At 37.2% G+C, this 22,267-nt stretch carries 9 protein-coding genes; 2 read left to right on the top strand and 7 right to left on the bottom strand.

All coding sequences use genetic code 11. The annotated features are described in order from the left end of the window. From EQG63_RS03330 to EQG63_RS03310, 5 genes are all read right to left on the bottom strand, one after another. On the bottom strand, positions 1 to 10,668 hold the full coding sequence (locus EQG63_RS03330) for a T9SS type B sorting domain-containing protein (RefSeq protein ID WP_129434415.1): 10,668 nt from the start codon (positions 10,666 to 10,668) through the stop codon (positions 1 to 3). A gap of 86 nt (positions 10,669 to 10,754) precedes the next feature. Further along, positions 10,755 to 13,679, bottom strand: coding sequence for a PorP/SprF family type IX secretion system membrane protein (locus tag EQG63_RS03325; RefSeq protein WP_129434413.1), 2,925 nt, complete (start codon positions 13,677 to 13,679; stop codon positions 10,755 to 10,757). A gap of 1 nt (position 13,680) precedes the next feature. Continuing rightward, complete coding sequence (locus EQG63_RS03320) at positions 13,681 to 15,126, bottom strand: T9SS type B sorting domain-containing protein (RefSeq protein WP_129434411.1); 1,446 nt, start codon at positions 15,124 to 15,126, stop codon at positions 13,681 to 13,683. A 96-nt stretch (positions 15,127 to 15,222) separates the two neighbouring features. Next, complete coding sequence (locus EQG63_RS03315) at positions 15,223 to 16,512, bottom strand: hypothetical protein (RefSeq protein WP_129434381.1); 1,290 nt, start codon at positions 16,510 to 16,512, stop codon at positions 15,223 to 15,225. 55 nt (positions 16,513 to 16,567) lie between these two features. Next, positions 16,568 to 17,005 (bottom strand): hypothetical protein, encoded by a 438-nt coding sequence (locus EQG63_RS03310; protein ID WP_129434379.1) that lies wholly within the window; start codon positions 17,003 to 17,005, stop codon positions 16,568 to 16,570. Positions 17,006 to 17,377: 372 nt separating this feature from the next. On the opposite strand from EQG63_RS03310, the gene EQG63_RS03305 reads away from it, so the two are divergent. Continuing rightward, positions 17,378 to 18,526 (top strand): DNA polymerase III subunit, encoded by a 1,149-nt coding sequence (locus EQG63_RS03305; protein ID WP_129434377.1) that lies wholly within the window; start codon positions 17,378 to 17,380, stop codon positions 18,524 to 18,526. A 5-nt stretch (positions 18,527 to 18,531) separates the two neighbouring features. Continuing rightward, positions 18,532 to 18,915: a DoxX family membrane protein gene (locus EQG63_RS03300; RefSeq protein ID WP_129434375.1), complete on the top strand. Its 384-nt coding sequence runs from the start codon at positions 18,532 to 18,534 to the stop codon at positions 18,913 to 18,915. A 26-nt stretch (positions 18,916 to 18,941) separates the two neighbouring features. On the opposite strand, the gene EQG63_RS03295 is transcribed toward EQG63_RS03300, so the two are convergent. Both EQG63_RS03295 and EQG63_RS03290 read right to left on the bottom strand, forming a co-directional pair. Continuing rightward, a complete protein-coding gene (locus EQG63_RS03295) occupies positions 18,942 to 21,215 on the bottom strand; it encodes a helix-turn-helix domain-containing protein (RefSeq protein WP_129434373.1) in 2,274 nt (757 codons plus the stop codon). Between the two features lie 300 nt (positions 21,216 to 21,515). Next, complete coding sequence (locus tag EQG63_RS03290) at positions 21,516 to 22,082, bottom strand: OmpH family outer membrane protein (RefSeq protein WP_129434371.1); 567 nt, start codon at positions 22,080 to 22,082, stop codon at positions 21,516 to 21,518. Between the last annotated feature and the right edge of the window lie 185 nt (positions 22,083 to 22,267).

The raw sequence follows: 22,267 nt of genomic DNA, 5'->3' as shown, positions 1-22,267 counted from the left end.
TTATCTATATAATGTAAAATGTCCTACGTACTCATCGGCATCTTTACCGTCCACTTTAACCACATACCAGTAGTCACCTGAAGGTAAATCTTTGCCTTCGTATTTACCATCCCAACGATCCCCTTCCGGTAATGTTTTTACCAAACGTCCGTAACGGTCGTAAATTTTAGTCACTAAGTTAGGATAGTTCGACGTATTATCCGGAGCCCATCCACCTCCATCACCAGGTGTAAACACATTTGGAATGAAAATTGGATAGTATGGTAATGGTCTGCTTTTTTCAATATTACATCCACTAATATTATCAGTTACAACCACACCAATAGAATTATATTGCTGGAAGTACACATACGTATTACTTGAACCTGATTGTACTTCCTGACCATTAGCATAGAATGTATAGCTATAATTTCCAGAACCTCCTGAAGCGGTCGCCAAAGCAGTATTTAAACCACCTTGTGATAAGACTACATCTAATGCAGTTAGTGGAGTCACATCAAAAACAGCATCACCATCAGCTGGATCTAATGCCGGTTTATTACAACCTGTTGGGCTAAATACCATAATTGAATGATTCGTAGGAATCGACAACGCTGCAGTATATACAGGGTTTGTGGACTCAAAAATTGGGCTACTTTGTGCTGGGAAACCATCCAATTGGAAAGTATATCCAGGACCAAATGCATTCGGTGCAACGGTATTTAGAACCTCTATTCGAACCATTGGTTCATTCGTTAGTGGATTACAAGGATATGTCACTTGCACAATTGGCTCATAATTGTCACCAGGAATGATAGTCACACTTTGAGGGAAATCACAGCCATTGCCATCTGTGACATTAATAAGATAAGTTCCTGCTGCCAAACTTGGAAACACGTGTGTACCCGCACCAGCTAAATTATTTAACGGAACATATACAGAATTATCCGTTGGAGGATTCGTTGTATTATCAATCACATAATTTAAGGTAATTTGATAAGGATTTGGAATAGGATTCCCCAAAGCATCCAAGGTGGTACCTCCTGTAATATTGTCAACAATAATTTCTCCATCTGCAGCATTAAAACAAGTTTCGTTCTGCATTACTGTAGCATCAAAAGCTATCGGGTTAGGTCTATTAATTACTAACGAAATTGGTAAAGGTCCACAGTTACTTGGTACGGTATGTACGTTTAATGTGTACGTTCCAGGTCCTAAATTAGGAATAGTGAAAGGTTGGCTTGGATCTGGTATATCAAACGATTGTGATCCTGTATACACCCCATCGCTAGAAATCAATTCATACTGAATTGGTCTTCCGTCAACTCCTGTAAGTGTAATCACAATGTCTCCATCATTGGTATACGAACATTTCGTGTTATGTGCTACTGCAGTAACTCTTAATTCCTCAGGAGCATCAATTTGAACTGGTGTTTGTACCATAGTACAATCGCCACTGGTTACTTGAACAGTATATACACCTTGTCCGATTCCATTAAATATACCGGTTGTATTAGTTGCACCACCCGGCAATAGAGTATAGGTATAAGCACCTTCTCCACCAGTAGCTTGCGCATAGATAGTTCCAACATCATAACTACAATCTAAAACAAAATCGGTAATAGGTAATATCGCTAATGTTAATGGATCTAAAGTATCAATTACAACAGTGTTTGAAACCACTGCAGTACAGTTATTAGAATCTCTTACATAATATGTATGAGGTCCTGCTGGCAATAATCCTAAGTTTAAAGGATTAGGCAACAATGGAAGCCACGGTCCAGCTTGTGATAAACTATAGAAGAATACTCCTGTTCCGCCTGAAGCAGTCAATAACAATTGCTCTTGACTTGTATCACACACTTGTGAATTAGGTACTTTGGTAAGTGTCGCTATAATTTGTGTCGCTGGCAATACCGTAAATGGTATCGGAGCTGACAAACAATTGAACGGATCATTAATTACTACAGAGTAATTTCCTGGACTTAAATTGTTAAAGGTAGGCGATGCCTGAGGACCAGAAACACTTCCGTCAGGATAGGTTAACGTATACACATAATCGGTAGGACTATTTTGACCACCGGTTACTCCAGTAACCGTAACAGATCCATTATTTACTCCAAAACAAGTCAACTGTACATTAGCAATTGGATTTGCCGTAATTTGAGCAGGTCGTGTTATGGTAACATTTACAAAGTCTTGACAACCTAATGCGTCAGTTACCGTAATGGTATAATTGATGGTACCGGTTAAGCCTGTAAATACCCCTGTTGTATTTGTAACTGCACCAGGATTAAGTGTATAAGAATATGATCCCCATCCACCTGTAGCAACAACAGTAATAGAAGCATCATTACCCGGAGCACATGTTAATGGTGTTTGAGTTGCTGTTATATCTAATACTTGGCTAGGTTCAAGAATAATAAAGTTTGTGGTTACTGTACATCTTGGAGAATTCACCAAAGTTGCCGTAACTGTATACAAACCTGCTGTTAAACCAGATATTAATGTAGGTCCAGCAGTAGCGCTAGAACCAGCAATAACTAAAGGTGTTGTTGTATTGGTAACTACATAATTAAAAGGTCCTGCATCATTTGTAGGTGATAATTGATTGTCTACAAAAGTTAAGTTTACACTTCCATTATTCCCTCCAACACAACTTACATTCGTAATTAATGATGTATTGATATCAAAAGTATTAGGATCAAATACGTAATGGATGATTTCAACACTACAATTCGTAACAGGATTCGTGATGGTGATTAAATAATCTCCGATAGGTAACCCGTTAAAAATTCCAGTAGTGTTACTTTGCGTAAACCCAGGTGGAATTGAATTAATTGTGTAATTGTAAACTGGAGCTGGTCCACCAGTAGTTGTAACCGATACGGTAATATTTTCTAAAGTCGTACAAGTTATTGGGTTTACAACAGTCACCACTGGATTAGATATACTAATAAATGGATTAATAACAGCTGTTGTTGAACCTAAACATCCATTGGTATCATATACGTTAACGGTATAAGTTCCTCCAGCAGTATTTGCCGTACTGTATACATTACTTGATCCCGACTGAACAACGGTTCCGCCAAGAACAAATTCATAAATAGTATACGTTCCGGTACCTCCAGTTACACCATTCACAGTAATTGTGGCTAAATTAAATGAATTGGTTCCTGCGTTACATGCAAATTGCGTCACAGCAGGTGCTGGTACGTTTACTACAGGAGGTTGGCCAATATTGAATATTTGTGTTGCAAAACATCCTCTACCAGAATTTACTTGGATTGTGTAAGGACCGGCTGGAAGTCCATTAAAGACATTCGATGTTTGAGGGCCAGTAGCAAATCCAATAGGAGCAATAATTTGATAAGTATAAACAGGATCTACATTAGCACCTGTTAAATTAACAACTAAAGAACCATTTGATCCACCATTACATGACGGTGGAGTACTTGTTGCCGTGAAAGTTGGATCAATTGGTGCTACCAAAGTAACTGTTGCTGTAGTCGTACAAGTTGTAGTCGTATCAGTAATTGTAACAGTATACGTTCCCGGAGCTATTCCTGTAAATACACCAGTGGCATTTGTAGTTGGCGCTAAAGTGTAGGTGTAATTTCCTGAACCTCCAGTAGCAACAACGGTAATTGTACCATCGGCATTTCTACATGTTGGTTGCGTAGTAAAGGTACCAGAGGCACTTAAAGGCGCTAAAATAGTTACACTTACTAAATTACCACAACCATTGTTATCTCTAACTTGAACGGTATGTGTTCCAGATGATAATCCTGAGATTGTAAATGGAGGTATTCTTACTTGATAAGCACCACCATCAATACTGAAAGAGTATGGAGCGATACCTGCTGTAGGTAAAGTCACATTGATTGCAAAATTATTTTGTGTAGCACAAGCGTTAACCACAGATGCGGCAACGACTGGTGTAGGATCTAAAGCAATGTTTACTGTTACAGTACGAATACATCCAAAGGCATCTTTCACATAAACATCATAACATCCGCTTTCTGCATTAAAAGTATTGGAAGGTAGCCAACCTAAAGAACTAGCAGTAGGTGCTGGAGTTCCACACACTAAATATTGATACGTATATGGCGCTGTTCCACCAGAAGCTACGGCTGTAATAACACCTGCATTTACATTACAATTGTCAGGTGTAGTCGTAGCAGTTAAAGCTAATACTGTTGCCGATTGTGAAATCACAAAAGGTGCTGTGGTAATACCACAACCTGAAATTGCTGGGCCACCAATTTCCGTAAAATGTATATTATAAGTACCTGGCGTTAATGCACCTCCAATTGTAATTGGAAATACCGCTGGTAAAACAATAGTTCCGGTTGGAGCTGGTCCAATTGGCACATTTGATGGTGAATAATTGATGGTATATTGAATTGATGTAGTACTCGGATGAATACCTGAAATTCCAGTAATCGTTATCGATCCATCATTAGCACCTCTACAGGTTACATTGTTAGGTGTATAAGTAGGATTTAATGTCGAGTTTGTAGGTGTTGCAGTGTTAACAGCTTCAAAATAATAACAACCAGTTGTTAAATCTCTAACCACAATAGTATAGAAAGTACCCGGAGCCAATCCTGTAAATTGATGTTGGAAAGGTGGGTTACTAGCATTTGCAAAAGAACTAGACCAAGGGAAAGCCGTTAAGTTTACAATTCCAAATTGGAATGGTCCAGCTCCAATGGCACCAACAAGTGTAACATCGATAGTCGCTCCTGCAGCACACGAAGGTATTGTTGGGCTCACCACAAATGTTAAATCACTTGGTGGATTCGACATTACTTGATTCGGTCTAACAAAAGTACAACCATTTGCATCCGTTACAAATATATCATAGATACCGAAATCTACTCCTGTAAAACAATGGGTAGTTGCTGCAGTAGGTCCAAATACTTGGTTTGCTGTCCCTCCAGTTAAATCTACTAAAGTATAAGTAAATGGAGCTGTACCACCAGTTACTGCGTTAGCACAAATTTGACCCAATGTATAACCTCCAACTGGATTACACGTAATTGGTGTAATTGCCGGTGTAAATGTTAATTGTGCAGGCTGCGTGATTACAAAGTTTTCAGTGTCGGTACATGATTTTGAATCGGTTACCGTTGCTGTATAATTTCCTGCTGGTAAACCACTCGTTTGAGTGCCGTAGTTGATACCAGTAGTATTGTTTAAAATATTGATGGTAAACACTGGAGTTCCACCGGCTACACTCCACGTTACAGAACCTGTTGAATCACCAAAACATGCTAAATTTTGAGCAAGCGGATTAATCGTTAATACAGGAATTGATAATGCATTAATAGTAGTAATAGTACTTAAAACAGTACAACCGCGGGTGTCTGTAATTTGAAATTGATACGTTCCTGGGTTGGCAGTTGGAATACTATAGGTAAATGAAGAACCAGCAACGGCTCCTAAATTTACAAATGCTCCACTGTTATAACTTACAGCATAGGTGTATCCTGGATATCCTCCAGCAATTGTACCTGTAATTACTGCATTTGGACTAGCCGTACAATCGAAATCTTTCGTTAAAACAGTATTAACCGTTAATTGCGGATTAATCGTTTGAGTAAATACGGCTGTATTGGTACAACCAAACGAATCCGTAACAGAAATAGTATAGGTACCTGGTACTAAATTACTAAAGGTGTGACTGTTTACTGGCGTATTACTTGGTACATAAGCACTTCCATTTATACTAAAACTATAAGGGGCAACACCATTTGAAGCCGTAACGACAAGTGTTGCTTGATTACCGCTATCAAAACAAAAATCTGATGTTGGTGAAAGCGTAAGTATTGGCGTGGTTGGTCCTACAAATGAAATTGGGAAAGTTCTTGTACATAAATTAAAATCTCTTACCGTAACAATATAACTTCCGGCCGGAATGTTTGTGAATACATTACTTGATTGATAAGCAACCACAACAGCTCCTAAAGAAGTAGTCAATTGATATTGATAAGCAGGTGTTCCTCCACCAGCCGTAGCCGTAATTGTTGCGCCAGCCAAACAAGTCACAGCGGTGTTAACTGCAGATAAAGTAAGTGGCGTTGGTGTAATAATTGTTTGTGGTAAATTAAAGCTACAAGCAGCATTTCCTGGAGCAGCATCGTAACGAATCAAAACAAAGCCTGGATATGCAGCTGGAACAGGAATTGTTTGTGGTGATGTAAAATAAGTAACCCAAGTCGCTCCATTATCCATAGAAACTTGAAAACCATTTGTTGTATTAAAATTTTGAGCGGCAACAGTAATTGTTGCATCGTTTGCTCCAGCACAACTTACATCTCTATGTCCAGTAACTTGCGCTGTAAAGGCTTGATTACAAGGAATGTTTATAGGGAAATTTCTCGTCGTTAAACACGCTACCGGTAATTGGAAAACATTAATATCATCGATAACAACATCATTACCACTGGTTACCGCAATATTAGAACGAATTACAAAACTTAAACTAGTATTTGGACCAGGGTTCAAGGTTAATTGATAATTAATCCATGCATTAGATTTAGGGATATTACCCGTATTTGAAGCCGCAATTATTGTTTCCGTAGGTAATCCCAAATCTCTAACTAATTGAATAGTTAAGTCAGGTGGGCTTTGTGTATTAGAAGGATCGATTCTTAATAAATTAGCCGCCCAAAGGGATACTCTAATATCTTGATTCGGAATAATATCTGTAATTGGTTTACTGTATAGAATTCCACCTACACCAGCAACACCCCCAATATTAATAGCTAAAAATCTTGCATTTGGATTAGTTCCGTTTGTTGTATGATCTAAAAATGGATACCAAGCTCCAAAAGGAAATAGTATTCTTTTTGTGACACTATAATCTCCGTCATTAATTTGTGGACCCGTTTTACAGTAGATTGCTGGATTATTTATTTGTCTTTCAAAGCAATATGCAGGATTTATACCTGGTGATGTAGTATCATTACCAATTCCAAAATCTTCATTTAGTAAATTACTAAATGTTGGTGGTGAAACTAATGTATAATTTACAGTTACTACTGAATTACCACATTGTACATTTTGAAATACATTTGAATTTGGATCATGAGGTGGTACTAATGGTGGATTAATTGAATACGTATAGGTGTAACTGCTTGCACCATTATTTACAGTTACGGTACTTGTGGCCGAACCATTACAATTAAAAGTTGGCGCACCAACATTAATGGTAGGTGGAGCCGGTATTGGGTCTAACGTTACGGTCATGAAAAACTCGCACAAGTTCGCGTCTCTAACCGAAATAGTATAGGTTCCAGGAGGAAGGTTGGCTTGATTTGAATTTTGATATCCTGAACCAAAATTATATTGATAAGGATTAGGTGCTGGATAAGGAGTTCCACCCTGAACATTGGTTATCCTAACTATTCCGTTACCCCCGTTAGAATCACAAGCTACTGCAGCAACACCTCCAGAAGCGGTTAATGCTTGAGCTGGCTCAGTTATCGTAATATTTTGTGGAACACTTGTACATACCGCAGTACCAAATGTGTACTGTACCACAGCGCTATAAGCACCTGGAGGCACGTTTGTAAATACTGGGTTCGATTGCCAAGTTACGCCACCATCAATGCTATACATTAAAGCATTTCCATTGGCATTTGTTACATTAAAAGTAATTGTTCCTGAATTAGTTCCATAACAAAGGATGTTGGTTGAACTAACTGTAAAAGTTGGAGGAGGCGTTAAGGTAATTATTTGTTGCGTTGATGCGAAACAATTATTAGAATCGTATACTGTTATAGTATAGGTTCCTGGAGTCGTTACTGGGATAACGTTACTTGTTGTAAACGGAGCTGGTGGTAATGAATTAACATAATAAAAATATGGAGGTGTACCACCTGATACATTCACTGTTATTTCTCCATCGGTACAACTTGTTAGTGGAACTGTAATCGCAGAATTTACTACAAGTTGTGGTGGATTATTTATGGTAAAAGTTCCGGTACGACTACAGCCATCATCCGTGTGTGTCTCCCATGTATAGGTTTGTCCTGGAGTTAAATTACTAAAAACATTAAAAGTAGCATTCGTTGGTCCTACTGATCCAACAACTGGTCCTGCTATTGTGCCTTGATGTAAGGTATAATAATATTGACCCGGAACTCCGGTAATTTGAATATTAATTGCTCCTTGTTCACCAAAACACAAGGGTTGAGTTACTATTGTGGTCACTGTTACATCAAGTACTTGAATTCCAATATTTGGAACGGTAAAGACACAACCTCCACTAAATGTTGTTGGTCTTACTTGAACAGTATAGGTTCCAGCAGTATTGATTGGTGTAAAGATATTACTCGGTTGCCAAGGGAATACTACTACAGCTCCATTCAACAATTGATATTCATATCCAGAACCAGATACATTTGTTACTGTTATACTTCCTGGGCTACCACAAATAATGTCTTCTTTAACAATTTGAGGATCCAGTAAATTTTGGTAAACATTAAAATAGAAGGTACGAGTACATCCTCCTGGGAAAGTAAAGACAACGCTATACATTCCAGCAGCAGTAACCGTATAATTAGAACCCGTTCCTACTTGATTGGTCCAACATGCGGCATTTGTCACCGGACAATTGGTAGCTGGATAAGGGCCACAACCTGCTAATGCAGGATTGTATAAAAACCATTGCACATTTGTAGCATTGGTAATATTGGTTTGTAATAATTGTGAATCACCGCTTCCACATAAAAAGATATACGGTAGCCTTTCTCCGTTATCGGTACAGATTACTGGAGTTGGATTTTCATCATATGGAATAATAGGATTTGTTAATCCGGCTCCAAATTGAATGACATTAAAAGTTTGCACGATTGGTCGACACACTGCATCCGTACCATTTACCGTGTAAGTTCCCAACATATTCACCGTAACTGTTTGGCTGGTATTATTTGGAACAAAGGTGGCTCCGGCAGGACCAGTCCATACATAATTATCGAAACCACTTCCTGCTGTCAACGTTGCATTGGTACCACAAATAATAACATCTGTATTGTACACACAAGAATCGATACCCACTAAAAAGTTGGTGGCATCAGAACTTCCTGAATTACAATTTAAATTGAAAGTGGCGGAACTAGGATCATTGGAAATTACAATATTACTAACGACTCCTTGATAAGTTATGAAAGCTTGATTTAAAATTAAATTAGAACATGCCGTTGTTAATTCTTCACAAGTACAGGCAACTCGAACACGTATGATAATTTCATGATGTGATTCGTTTGCGGTTACATATTGTCTAGGTACATAAATAGACAAATCTCTTGGATTTCCTGGATTTGGTACTACAATTGTTCCCGGTACATTAGAGACGTCAACACTTACGAGCGTTGTATTAATTGGTAACACATCTCGAATTAGTATGTAAGCATTTCCATATGGTGCAGGTTGGCTATCCACCCCTTCTGCATCATCGTTTCCGATATTATCAAACCCAATCACATAATTTAGCTCTTGACACATCGTAACATTGGAATTACCAATTGGCTGCCCCGCAATGTTTTCTACTTCTTTCGTTAATAAAATATCCGGTTCAATAATTTCAACAGAAAATCCTAAAAAGAAAAGATAGTACTGATCACCACTGGTTCGTAATCGGACCTCAGCATTGGTTTCGTTATTACCCAATACACTATTCGCGGGATTCGCTACATCTGTAATGCCCGAATCAAAACCAAGGGCATTTTGACTGTTCGGATTTCTTCCACTTTGATTTCCACTAACATCGGTAAAACTACTATTGAAAAAATTATTAGTAGGTCGGATTCCACCCCCCATAGTAGAAAACGGAGGATTTCCTTGCAATCCTCTAATATCTAAAGCATCACCAGTAATTTTATTGTCTCCTTCCAAGGCTGCAAATGCTAATTTTGCATTTACATTACCTGTTGGTATAGTATTAAATCCATTAACCGGTATAGTTAAACTATTCGTTCCGTTGATTCCGGCGAAACCATCAAAAGTGGTGATAAATTTACCTGGTAATCTTGGGTCTTCATAAACAATAAATAAAATCCACCCACCTGCATTACCTCCTGGACAGTCTACATTTCCATCATTATCGGCATCATTGTCACCTAAACTGGCTCTAACATTAGCTACTGTATATACTCCTTCGGCGTTGGTTGGGGTTATCAAACTTGTAACATCGGCATAAGCAGCATAAGGATCACAAGAATTTCCTAATAAATTCCCGACCCCTTCATCATAGACTAAAGTCCCTGTAATATCTGTATAGTTGGCTGAGCCTGGTGTTTTAAATTTAACTTGATGTAATTGACTTCTGTCCCCTGTTCTGTATGTCGCTGACCAATATAAGGCGGCATAGCTAATACGATAACAATCCCTACTTGTATTGGGAACTTGAAGATTTGCACTACTTGAAGAAAATGTGGTTGGATCGCCATCGATATCCACATAAACCATATTCGTTTGGTCATTTGCAGTAGACGGATTTCCAACGGTATTATAAGCATTTGAGGGATGGGCACTCAAAATATTATTACCAAATTGCAAGATATCACCCTTTAATCGTTGATTATATCTTGGTGGTGCAAATGGGTCAGCTATTTGAGCAAACGCGTTTAGTGTACACACTAAAAGCACAAGTGACATTAGGTAGGGCTTTAATCTCATAGGGCTTATTTTTATAAAACTATCAAAGTTATATTTTTTTTAAATACATCAACTTATTTTATAGTAATTATTCTACTCTTCAATTCTTACTTATTTTTTTCAACTTTAATAATCACCATTTTTCCATTGTATGGTTTACTTCCTTTGGCTTCTAATGCCGTTGTGGCTTGATCAATTTCTGAATACTGATTCGTATAAATATAGTAGGTACTATTGTTTACGTTATAGAAAAAGTCAATATTTGTTTGTCCGGCTTGAATTGCTTTTCTAACAAACTCATCACGTTTTGCTTCATCTTTATGAGCTGCTAACACCATATAGAAACCTGGATTCACATTATCGACATTTTTAACGATTTGCATGTTTGCCTGATCATCATCACCATAATTGAAATCAGCTGGTGTAAATACCTGATTCGTTGGAGATGTTGACGCCTTAATTTGTGCTAATGTTGCTCTATCTTTTTGATATTTAGCATCATTACTATCAAAAGTTGCTCGCTTGATTCTACGTTTTTTCTCGATTTCTGTTTCTACTTTAATTTTTTCAAGACGGGCTAATAAATCGGCGTTTTGACGATCAGCTTGTGCTTTATCTTGTTTTAATTTTTCGATAGTACGTGCATAATCTTGATTCACTAAATCATTTTTATTCGGCACTTTTTTCAATCGTTCTGCTGCAAGAGTTTCGTATTCTTTAATGAATTGAGCTTGTGCTGCTGCGTTCTGAGTGATTTCTGCTTTTAAAGTTTCAATAGCTCTATTCGCCACAGCTCCACTTTGGAATTCTACTTCTCTTTCCTGGGTAATAATTCCTTTTTCCGAATCATCATTTGCTTTACGCATGTCTAATAATTCTTTTTCTTTACTATCTACTAAAGATTTGAATTTAGAAACCGTTTCCGTTTGATTTTTCTTAGAATCATCAATCACTTGACTTAGATTGTCTAATTCTTTGTCCTCAGCCGTTTTCGCCGCCTCTAAACGTGCTTTTTCTTCCGCTTCTTTTCTAAGTCGCTCTGCTTCTGCATCCGCTTTCGCTTTGGCATCTGCTGCTGCTTTGTCTTTAGCTAAACGATCCGCTTCCGCTTTCTCTCTTGCTAATCTGTCCGCTTCCGCTTTGGCTTGTGCCGCTGCATCTGCTTTCGCTTTATCCGCTTCTGCTTTTAATCGCGCTGCTTCGTCGGCTTTGGCTTTGGCATCTAATGCTGCTTTTTCTCTGGCCAAACGATCTGCTTCTGCTTTTTCTCTGGCCAATCTATCGGCTTCCGCTTTGGCTTGTGCCGCTGCATCTGCTTTCGCTTTATCCGCTTCTGCTTTTAATCGTGCTGCTTCGTCGGCTTTGGCTTTGGCATCTAATGCTGCTAAACGATCCGCTTCCGCTTTCTCTCTTGCCAATCTGTCCGCTTCCGCTTTGGCTTGTGCTGCTGCATCTGCTTTCGCTTTATCCGCTTCTGCTTTTAATCGGGCTGCTTCATCGGCTTTTGCTTTGGCATCCGCTGCTGCTTTTTCTCTTGCCAAACGATCTGCTTCTGCTTTCTCTCTTGCTAATCTGTCCGCTTCTGCTTTGGCTTGTGCTGCTGCATCGGCTTTCGCTTTATCTGCTTCCGCTTTTAGTCGTGCTGCTTCATCGGCTTTTGCCTTAGCATCGGCGGCGGCTTTTTCATTTGCCAAACGCAATCTTTCCGCTTCTGCTCTTTCTCTTGCTAAACGATCCGCTTCTGCTTTCTCTTGTGCTTTTCTTTTTGCTTCCGCAGCAGCGTTGGCTTGTCCTGCTAACCTCGCTTTATCCGCTTCGGCTTTTAAACGTGCCGCTTCGTCAGCTCTTGCTTTAGCATTCGCTATATCTTGTTCTTTTTTAATACGTAATGCTTCTGCTTGTTCTTTGGCAAGCGCTTCTGCTTTCGCTTTCGCATCAGCTAAATCGGCCTCACGTTTTAATCTTTCCGCTTCTAAACGGTCTTTTTCTTGTTGTTGTTTTAAGGCTAATGCCGCTTGTCTTTCTTTATATAATTCGGCCGGAGATTTTTTCTTCACCGCCACCGCTTTTTTAGCTGGATTTGTTTTTTGAGTTGCTTTCACCACAGGGCCAGCATCTTCATATTCTCCGTATCCTTTTAGTTTATAGGCTAAGGTAATTTCATGAGAAATTCCAAAATCAGAGAAGTTTCCAAATCCTTTTTCTATGGTATACCCTAATGATATTTTTTTCGCTACAATTAATCCTACACCTGCAGAAGCACCATACACATTGTTATAGCCAGCTTGTGCCCAAAATGCTTTTGGCGCATTAAAAAGTAAAGAACCTGAGAAAAGAGTTTTCCCTTTTTGAATATCTGCTTTGACTAATGTTGAAAATTTTGCTCTTTCAAAAATACCATATCCATCCATATAACCGGTGTACATGATATGGGCTCCAACGCCTTTAGTAGGGTCATCTTTAACGACACCACTATTAAAACTGTAATAAAAAATATTGTTGGCTGTTAATCCAAGATCGAAAAATCCGGTGGTGTAATTCACCCCAGGATTAATAGATACAGAAGAATTTTTAGGAATATTGGCTAAAGAGGGATCGTTTGGGTCAACCGCATTTACATCCCCTTTGCTTAAACCACTATTTACGTAAGCCAAGTTGACTCCAAAAGCGAATTGACTGTCTCTATTCATTTCAACAGTTCTAGCAAAATTGGCTACCGCTCCAAAAGAGGATAATACGCCTAATTTGCGTTGAAAAAGGCCCAAACCGATTCCGTTTTCTTCTCTAAATTTACCAGAGTAACTGAAGAAATAGGCTTGTGGTCCACTTTCAAATTCAGACCATTGTCTTTTATTTAAAAAACTAATAAAAGATTCGTCTTCACGAACGTAACTAAACGTTGGGTTGATTAAAAATTTATTGAATTTAAGTGAATTTTTTGCTGGTACATCAAACGACATAACACCATCCGTATTTTGAGAATAGGTAGTAATACTTAGTAAAAGTAAAATAGAAAATACTCTTAATTTCATGCTATTGGATTATGGTTATAGATCCTTTTTTAATTGGACTTCCATTTTTATTAATGATGTAAAAATATACTGGATTAACCGATTTGACTTCAATTGAACCTGGAGCAGGCCAATCACTGAGATAATTTGTTTTTTGAAGCACAATTTTTCCGTAATTATCCATGATTATGATTTCATGCTCAAGGTTGGCATATTCGTTCGGAATTACCCAAGTATCATTACTGTCATCACCATTATTTGGGCTAATTACGTTCGGAACTGTTAAGGCCACCGCTCCAAATATTACGTCAAATTCCAATTTTTTAGAAAAACTACAGGATGCCGTTTGATTGACAACTATTTTATACTTTCCAGGTTGAGTGATTGCTATTGTAGGAGTTATGTTTGCTGGGGTAACTGCAACGTCGTCTTTAAACCATTCGTAAGTTGGAGAAGTTGCGTCAGTTGTAGCGGTAACTGTTAAGGTATCGCCTTCAAGAATTCTGTTTTTTGCAGGAGGCAACAATGCATCCACAGAAAGATTAAAACTTTCAGCGTTAAGTACGATGGTGTTGGAATCCGACTGACAAGGCGAGCCTGGACCAACTACCACTTTATAGGATCCTGGAACATCTGTTATATAAGCATATTGTGTTGCTCCTGGTATTGATACATCGTTTCTTTTCCATTGATAGCTATGACCCTGTTCGGTACTTAACGTAGTAGGTGTTCCAGGACAAATATCAGTACCCAAACTTGAAACTATCGTATAACTTGAAGCGCTGGTTACAAAATTAACATTAATCGTTTGTGAGGTTGTTAAAGAACTACTACAGCCGCCATAATCCAATTCGGCATAATACGCTCCGGGTGTGGTTACGGGTAATGAAAAATTGGTTTGACCGGCAATCAGTACATTATTTCGGTACCATTTGTATTTTAATCCTGCGAAGTTTCTTGGAGAACTTGACCCTGCATCAACTGATAAAGTACCTGAATTACCACAGATATTGATTGATGTTAAATTGTTGTTTATGGTAAAACTGTTGTTATAGGCTTTGTAATACGCATTAAATGCTGGAGTGGAAGGTCCGCTCGTTATCGCTGGTGAAATACTTCTTACTCGTAGTACATAATTTTGACCTGCAGTTGTTGTATTCGCTGGAACACTGAAGGTGAAACTTCCTGGACTTGTAGCAGTTTGTGATGAAATAATCGAAATTGGAGTCAGGGTAGAAAAACTTCCCGCTGCATTTGACATTTCAAGAACGAATGTCGTACCGGCGCCAAAACCACTAAAATCAAAATTAGCGGTATAGCTATTGAAGGAAGGAGAGGCACAAATATTTCCGAAAGATTTAATTGGCGGATTGATGGTTTGTGCATTGGTATAAAAAGAAAAAAACAAGAACATCAGAGTTAGTGTTTTTACCAATTTGTTTATCGTATTTAGGCTATGTTTTTTCATGTTTTCAAATTTTAAAATACCCAAACTTATAAAAACCAAAGAAATCCATTAAAGGCAGATCGTCCTTTAATGGATTTTTTTAACTGTATGTGTTAATTATTTTGATGCTGTAATTTTACCAATTTGTACTCTAAAATCAGGGTTTTTTGTCGCTGATTTTATATCAATGAATAACACATCGTTTGGTGTTGATTCATATAAATTGGAAAATTGAGGATTACCATAATAATCTTCTAAATCTTCATTATTTGTAGTGTTTTCAATGAAAACATTTCCTTTACAATAGTTAAAGTACAATTGAGATAAAGCTATTTTCTTTAATCCTCCTGCTTCTGGTTTTACTTCATCATCAATAATTACTGCAGGCATAAATCCAGAGATAACACTGTTTTTAAGTGCAAATGTAGTATTGTCCCCAACAAATACTGCCTCTTTTACTAATCCTGAAGTAATATCTGCTGCTAAATTTTCGGTAGTATTCACCAATGTACAATTCGTGGCAACAACACTAGATAATTTTTTGGAAAAATCTGCTTCTTCTTTCTTGTCGTATGAATTTACATTCATACATCTCGCTCTAGTAGCTCCCGAATACAATGAATGTCTAACAGCTAAAGAGTTATCCATTTTGCATTGCGTTCCTTGTGTAAATCTAAAATCATCACCAGAAGAACGTAATGAAACGATGTTTTTCATCGCTAGTTCTCCGCCTAAAACCTCTAATGAGTTAGACGCTGAAAAACTACACATTACATTTTCAATAACTGTTTTATTTCCAACTGCCGCTAGAGTTAAAGCATTGTAATCTTTAAATCCTTTTATCTTTTTTCCAGCAAATTCTACTCTTAAAAAACGTAAAACTCCTGAAGTAGCTGTTGGATTGGTTCCGCCATAAATGGTACTTGCAGGATCTAAATCGTAAGCGATAGAAGAAGTTCCTCCAAATTTATTTATCGGTGCGTCACCTAAAATGATTAATCCAGCCCAATCCCCAGCTTTTTTTACTGGTTTGTTGGAAGTAAACACAATTGGATCCGTTTCTGTACCGTTCGCAATGATTTGCGCACCTTTTGTGATTACTAATGCTCCGTTAGTTTCCGAATCTCCTTTAATTACAGTCCCTGGCTCTATAGTCAAAACTGCATTGTTAGTTACATAAACAGGACCTTGAAGTAAGTAGGTGTTTTTCTTCAATAAAGTCGTGTTCGTTGTAATTTTACCATACAAAATCTGGTTAGTCTCGTTGTACTCCGTCTTTGCAGGTTTAAATTCCGTCCAATTATTCAACCAGTTGGTCGAACCAATTATACCCTTTTCTTGTTGCGCATTCGCTGTAAATGTTACAGCTAACAATGCAATCCATCGTAAGTTAAGTAGTTTTCTCATGGGGACATGTATTAGAAATTTGGAACTAAAATAATAAAAAATATTTAATTAATTACTATTCATTAAGCTGATTTAATTCTCGCAACATATTTTCGTAGTATAAAATAGAAGAAATTAAGTTTCCTTTATCGGCATACGGCGTCATTAAACGTTGAAAATCAACTGTTGAATTTAAAAATGTTGTCGTGTTTGCTTGTTGCGCTAATAACGATTTGTTATTCTCTGCATTGTCTGGCACCCCAACATCTGCCATAGTTACCCCTGGCTTATTTGTTAAAGCGATATACGGTAATGTATTTACTAATACTTTAATACGCTCAATATATAATTCTAAAAGCGCTCCTTTTTGCATGCCGTCAAGTTCACTTTTTTCGTGAAATTTTTTCAATGCTGCCCCACTTGTATTTATTATACTTATTGGCTTTTTAGCTTGAGCATTCATATTTCCTACTGCAAAAAGCATAAATAGGCTTAAAAAGATAATTTTTTTCATGGTTAATCGTAATTTTAGTTATTAAAGTCTAATTGTTCAAAAATATACTTTTAAAATGAATTAACAAGTTTTTGAAAACTTTTTTTATTCCTTCTTGTTAAATCAAAATTAAAGTTGTAAAAATTAATGCATTTCATTTCTAAACAATCATACCAAAAGCGTGCCAAAAATTATTTTACGTTAAAAATATGTGAAAACACACTGTAAATACAGACAGTTTTTATAACTTATAGCATTCAGTTTGGAGCGCAAAAATATAAAAATTATTACACAACCATCTGTTTTTGTGATATATTTTCAAGTTTTTACGTGTCTTTTTCAAAAAAAACAATTTCTTTTTGTTTTAAAACTCAACTAAACTACATTTGTTTTATGCTTTTTAAAGAAATTGTTGGCCAAGAACATATCAAAAATCACCTAATTACCAGTGCTTCGCATGGTAGAATTCCGCATGCCCAATTGTTTGTTGGAGCGGAAGGAACGGGTGTGCTGCTTACAGCGATTGCCTATGCACAATATGTTTTGTGTGCCAATACAGGAGCTGAAAATCAAGGCGGAAATGAATCCTGTAATTTAAAATTTGGAAATTTTTCGCATCCTGATTTGCATTTTGTGTATCCAACCGTGACCACTGAAGATGTAAAATCGAAACCGAAAAGCTTGGATTTCTTGCCGATTTGGCGCGAATTTTTACAACAAAAACCGTATGGAAGTCTTTTTGATTGGTATGAAAAGTTAGGCGTAGGAAACAAACAAGGCGAAATTAGGGTAGAGGATGCCTCCGAAATTTTAAAATCGCTGGCGTTAAAATCCTATGAAGGAGGGTATAAAATCATGATTGTTTGGATGGCCGACAAAATGAATATCGCAGCTTCCAACAAATTATTAAAACTTTTAGAAGAGCCCACCGATAAAACTGTTTTTATTTTAATTACCGAAAACGAAGAAGATATTATCCAAACCATTCGCTCGCGTTGTCAAGTCATCCATTTTGCTGGATTATGTGAAGATGCAATCGCTTCGCATCTGGTTAATTATGAAAATGTCGAGGGTAAAAAAGCGTTAAAAATTGCACACAAAGCCCAAGGAAATTATAACAAAGCGGTACAACTTTGCCATGAAATTAATGAAGATGCTCCTTTTGAAGAATGGTTTGTAACTTGGGTGCGGGCTGCTTTTAGGGCCAAAGGAAATGCGGCTGCCATTCAAGATTTGATTGGCTGGAGCGAGCAAATTGCTAGTTTAGGGCGTGAAACCCAAAAGAAATTTTTGCATTTTTGTATTGAAATGTTTCGTCAGGCCCTGTTGCAAAATTATCAAGCGGAAAAAATGGTGTATTTTGAATCTTCTATTGCAGGATTTAATTTTGATAAGTTTGCGCCGTTCATTACTGGAAATAATATTTCTGAGATTTACAAAGAACTATCGGATGCCATTTACCATATCGAACGCAACGGAAATGCCAAGATTATTTTAACCGATTTATCAATAAAACTAACGCGATTAATACATAAAAACTAAACACTATGGACAATTTAGCAGGATTAATGATATTGCTTTTTTTAGCAATTACTTTTTTACAATCAGGATATGATAAATTTACTGATTTTCAAGGTAATGTAAGCTGGTTGAAAGAGCATTTTGCGGGTACCTTTTTCGATGGAAAAGTGGAATTAGCGCTAAAAACAGTAATGGTTTTCGAATTAATCGCTGGCTTACTGAGTATCGTAGGCATGATTGAAATGTCGATAAGTGGCGGCACCACTTTTGGAAAATACGGAGCTGTTGTTTCCTGTGTAACCTTATTAATGCTGCTTTTTGGACAACGTCTTGCCAAAGACTATGACGGAGCCCGAACAATCGCTATTTATTTTATTACGGCTGTACTTGGTGTATATTTGTTGCAATAAATATAATGTTAAGACTGTTTTTGTGGTTAATCACTATTCAAACTAGCCTTAAACCATTTCAATTCGTCCCATGTAAATTGGTCTCCTGATTTTTCCTTCAACGGGGTCAGCGATTCTTCTTTGTATCCTTTAAATGCTTGAGCTAATTCCTCGATTTTATCATCGGGTAGAACCGCCGAGATTGCAATGGTTCCATCCTCGATGAGCTTGGCTATATGTCCTCCAATAGTTTGCGCAGAAAGCTTTCGCATACTTGCAATTTCTTTAATTGTGTTTTTTTCTAACCACAATTCGTAAGTTAGTTGCACTGTTGATTTTTTGGGTTCTTTCTTGGTTTTGATTTTTTTAGTGTAGCGCTCAATGTTTGCGTCATCTTCAATCAGAGAGATGTTTAATTCTTTGAATTGTTTCTGAATGGTTTCTAACTTTCTGATTTTATAATTCTTAATATCTTCGGAAGTCAGGTTTTCTCTGGAAATTGTTTCACGTGACGCAATAGTTTTAACAAGCAACTTAGCCTTCATCAGTCGCAAAACGGCTTTAATTTGCAGTTCTTCCAAAACAGACAATTCTTCGAAAAAGGCTTTGCCTTTCTTAATGCGCTTAATTTCTTCTAATTTCCATAAAATTTCATCGACCAGGTTGTCTATTGGTGTGAAAAAATAGTAGTAAGCGGCATTGATTCTTTCTTCCACAAAAGCATAATCGATTGCTTCGGCTGAAAACAGTTTATCTAGCTGAATTGTAAATTTTTTTGCGGGTTCCAACATATTCCAAATCACTTCTGTCTGCTTTTTGGCCCAAATAAAATGCTTTGATTTTATCGAATTTTCTCCTTTCTCATGATAACTAAATTGATGGTTGCGCCATTCTTGGGCTAAATCGTTCCAGTCGAAAGTCGATTTTAAATAATCCAACAAGAATTTTTGCGTTTCCAATTGCAACGATTGTGCAAGAATTTCTTCGTTGGCTTTGTTGGCTGCATAATCCATCACATCGCTATCATTCGAAATGCCATTCATTTGCAGCGGAGAAAGTAAAACCAAGCCTGCTAACGAGCGTAAACGCGACAAGGCTACATAGGCTTGTCCAGGAAGAAAAACTTGTGATACATCGAGCGCTGCTTTGTCGAATGTTAAGCCCTGACTTTTGTGAACAGTAATCGCCCAAGCCAGTTTAATAGGGTAGTGGACAAATGTTCCTAAGACTTCTTCTTCAATTTCTTTCGTATTCGGATTAACAGAATAACGAATGTTTTGCCATTCGTATTTATCAACCATTATATTTTTATTCTCCTCTGGAAAATGAACCAAGATTTCTTCTTCTGAAAGTGATTTAATAATTCCCATTTTTCCATTAAAGAAACGTTTCTCCAAGGACAAATCGTTTTTGACAAACATGATTTGTGCACCTACTTTTAGCTGTAGATTTTCTTCGACTGGAAAAATTTTTTCAGGAAAATCGCCAATGATTTCAGGTCGATATTGAACTAATTTCCCGTTTAATTCTTCCAAAGCTTTGGCGTTAATCGTGTCGGCTTTAGCATTATGGGTAGTTAAAGTGATATAACCTTTATTTTCTTTGAGGTCGAAATTTGGTTGGACGTATTGGTTTAATGTTTTGAGATCTTCTTGGGTAATTTGATTGTTACGCAAGTTGTTCAATACCGAAATAAAAACGTCGTCTGTTTGACGAAAAATCTTCGAAAGTTCTATATATAATGGCGGATTAAGCTGCATGACATGCGAATGAAAAAAGAACTTTCCAGAATAATATTGACGCAAAATTTTCCATTCTTCGTCGCGAATTACTGGTGGTAATTGCATTAAATCGCCAATAAACAAGACTTGAACGCCGCCAAAAGCTATTTTCTTTTTGCGAACCGATTGCATCATAAAATCGATGGCATCTAACACATCGGCACGAAGCATACTGACTTCATCAATAATAAGCAGTTCCATGTTTCGGATGACCGCTTTTTTTAAACCGCTCATTTTGAAGTGTCTGGCTAAAGTTTGTTTGGTTTCTAACTTAACAAAATCGGAAAATTGTGGGGTGGAATGGTCGGGAATGAATCCAGCGAAAGGTAACTGAAACATGGAATGAATTGTTACTCCACCCGCATTTAAGGCGGCGATTCCTGTAGGTGCTACCACCACCACATTTTTGTGGGTCGTTTTGATAATTTCCCGTAACAATGTTGTTTTACCGGTACCGGCTTTTCCGGTAAGGAAGATGTTCCGCTGCGTTTGATTGATAAATTGTAAAGTGTACTTGGCGTCTTGTGATAGGTTTTCCATTTGGCGTTTAAATATGTAGCTAAAATATTGAAAATTTTGAAATGAAACCCGGTTCTGTTGAAAATGGAACGCGGATGTAGCAGATAACACAGATTTTCAGGGATTTTGTCAATCCGAATGACATACTGCGTGTTTTAGCCCCGATTGAAGCAAGTATCCTTTTTCACGGCAGTTCGAGTTCGCTTACAAAGCGAGTATGGAGAACACGTGAAAAAGATACTGCGTAAAGCGGGAATAGCTCCAAAAAAAAGCCTTCAATCGCAAGGAATGAAGGCTTTTAATATTCAATGATTTGAAATATTATTTCTTTTCTTCTTTTTTCGCTTCCGCTGGTTTTGCTTTAGCTGCGTATTTATCATTCAAAGCTTTGATTACGTCTTTTGTGATATCATACGAATCTTTAGCATATAAAACAGTTGCTGCATCTCCAGTACCATACACATAATCATACCCCTTTTCTTTACCGTAACTTTTAATGAATTCACGTACTTGTTTTACGATAGAATCACGCTCTTTACCACCTTCAGCTTGTAATTGTTCCATGATTGCTTGTTGTGCGTACCCTAATTGCTGATCTCTTTGTTGTAGTTCGGCATATTTTTGCTGTGCCCAAGCTTGTCCTTTAGCCATGGCATTTTTCTGGAAATTTTCTTTTTCTATTTGCAATTTTTTAGCTTCTACCTCAAGTTCTCTCCCTTTTACTTCACCTTTCGTCTTAAATTTTTCATTTAATTCTTTGGCTTCGTTATATTCTTCCATCATTTTAACGGTGTCGATATAAGCAGTCTTGAATTCTTTAACATCAGTTGTTTTGTTACAAGCGATTGCTGAAATAGCGACAGCTGCTAATACTACAATTTTTTTCATTGTTATTTTTTGGTTTAATTTTTTAAATTTTGGTAAAAATAGAAATTTTATTTGGTAAGCTACGAATTCACGAATATTTTTAAAATAGATTTTCACCATCTCAAAAAAAATATAGAATGATTTAACAATTCTTGAAATGAAAAAATTCTTCAAAATTTTTTCATCAAATTCAAAACTATTCGTGA

Origin of the sequence: Flavobacterium amnicola, assembly GCF_004122165.1 — a bacterium.
In the GTDB taxonomy this organism is placed as follows: Bacteria; Bacteroidota; Bacteroidia; order Flavobacteriales; family Flavobacteriaceae; genus Flavobacterium; species Flavobacterium amnicola.
This window is presented reverse-complemented; position numbering and strand designations above follow the sequence as displayed.

Bases quoted from the DNA above. Each gene is read 5' to 3' on its own strand.
- EQG63_RS03330 (WP_129434415.1), bottom strand. From the start codon at position 10,668: ATGAGATTAAAGCCCTACCTAATGTCACTTGTGCTTTTAGTGTGTACA.
- EQG63_RS03325 (WP_129434413.1), bottom strand. From the start codon at position 13,679: ATGAAATTAAGAGTATTTTCTATTTTACTTTTACTAAGTATTACTACC.
- EQG63_RS03320 (WP_129434411.1), bottom strand. From the start codon at position 15,126: ATGAAAAAACATAGCCTAAATACGATAAACAAATTGGTAAAAACACTA.
- EQG63_RS03315 (WP_129434381.1), bottom strand. From the start codon at position 16,512: ATGAGAAAACTACTTAACTTACGATGGATTGCATTGTTAGCTGTAACA.
- EQG63_RS03310 (WP_129434379.1), bottom strand. From the start codon at position 17,005: ATGAAAAAAATTATCTTTTTAAGCCTATTTATGCTTTTTGCAGTAGGA.
- EQG63_RS03305 (WP_129434377.1), top strand. From the start codon at position 17,378: ATGCTTTTTAAAGAAATTGTTGGCCAAGAACATATCAAAAATCACCTA.
- EQG63_RS03300 (WP_129434375.1), top strand. From the start codon at position 18,532: ATGGACAATTTAGCAGGATTAATGATATTGCTTTTTTTAGCAATTACT.
- EQG63_RS03295 (WP_129434373.1), bottom strand. From the start codon at position 21,215: ATGGAAAACCTATCACAAGACGCCAAGTACACTTTACAATTTATCAAT.
- EQG63_RS03290 (WP_129434371.1), bottom strand. From the start codon at position 22,082: ATGAAAAAAATTGTAGTATTAGCAGCTGTCGCTATTTCAGCAATCGCT.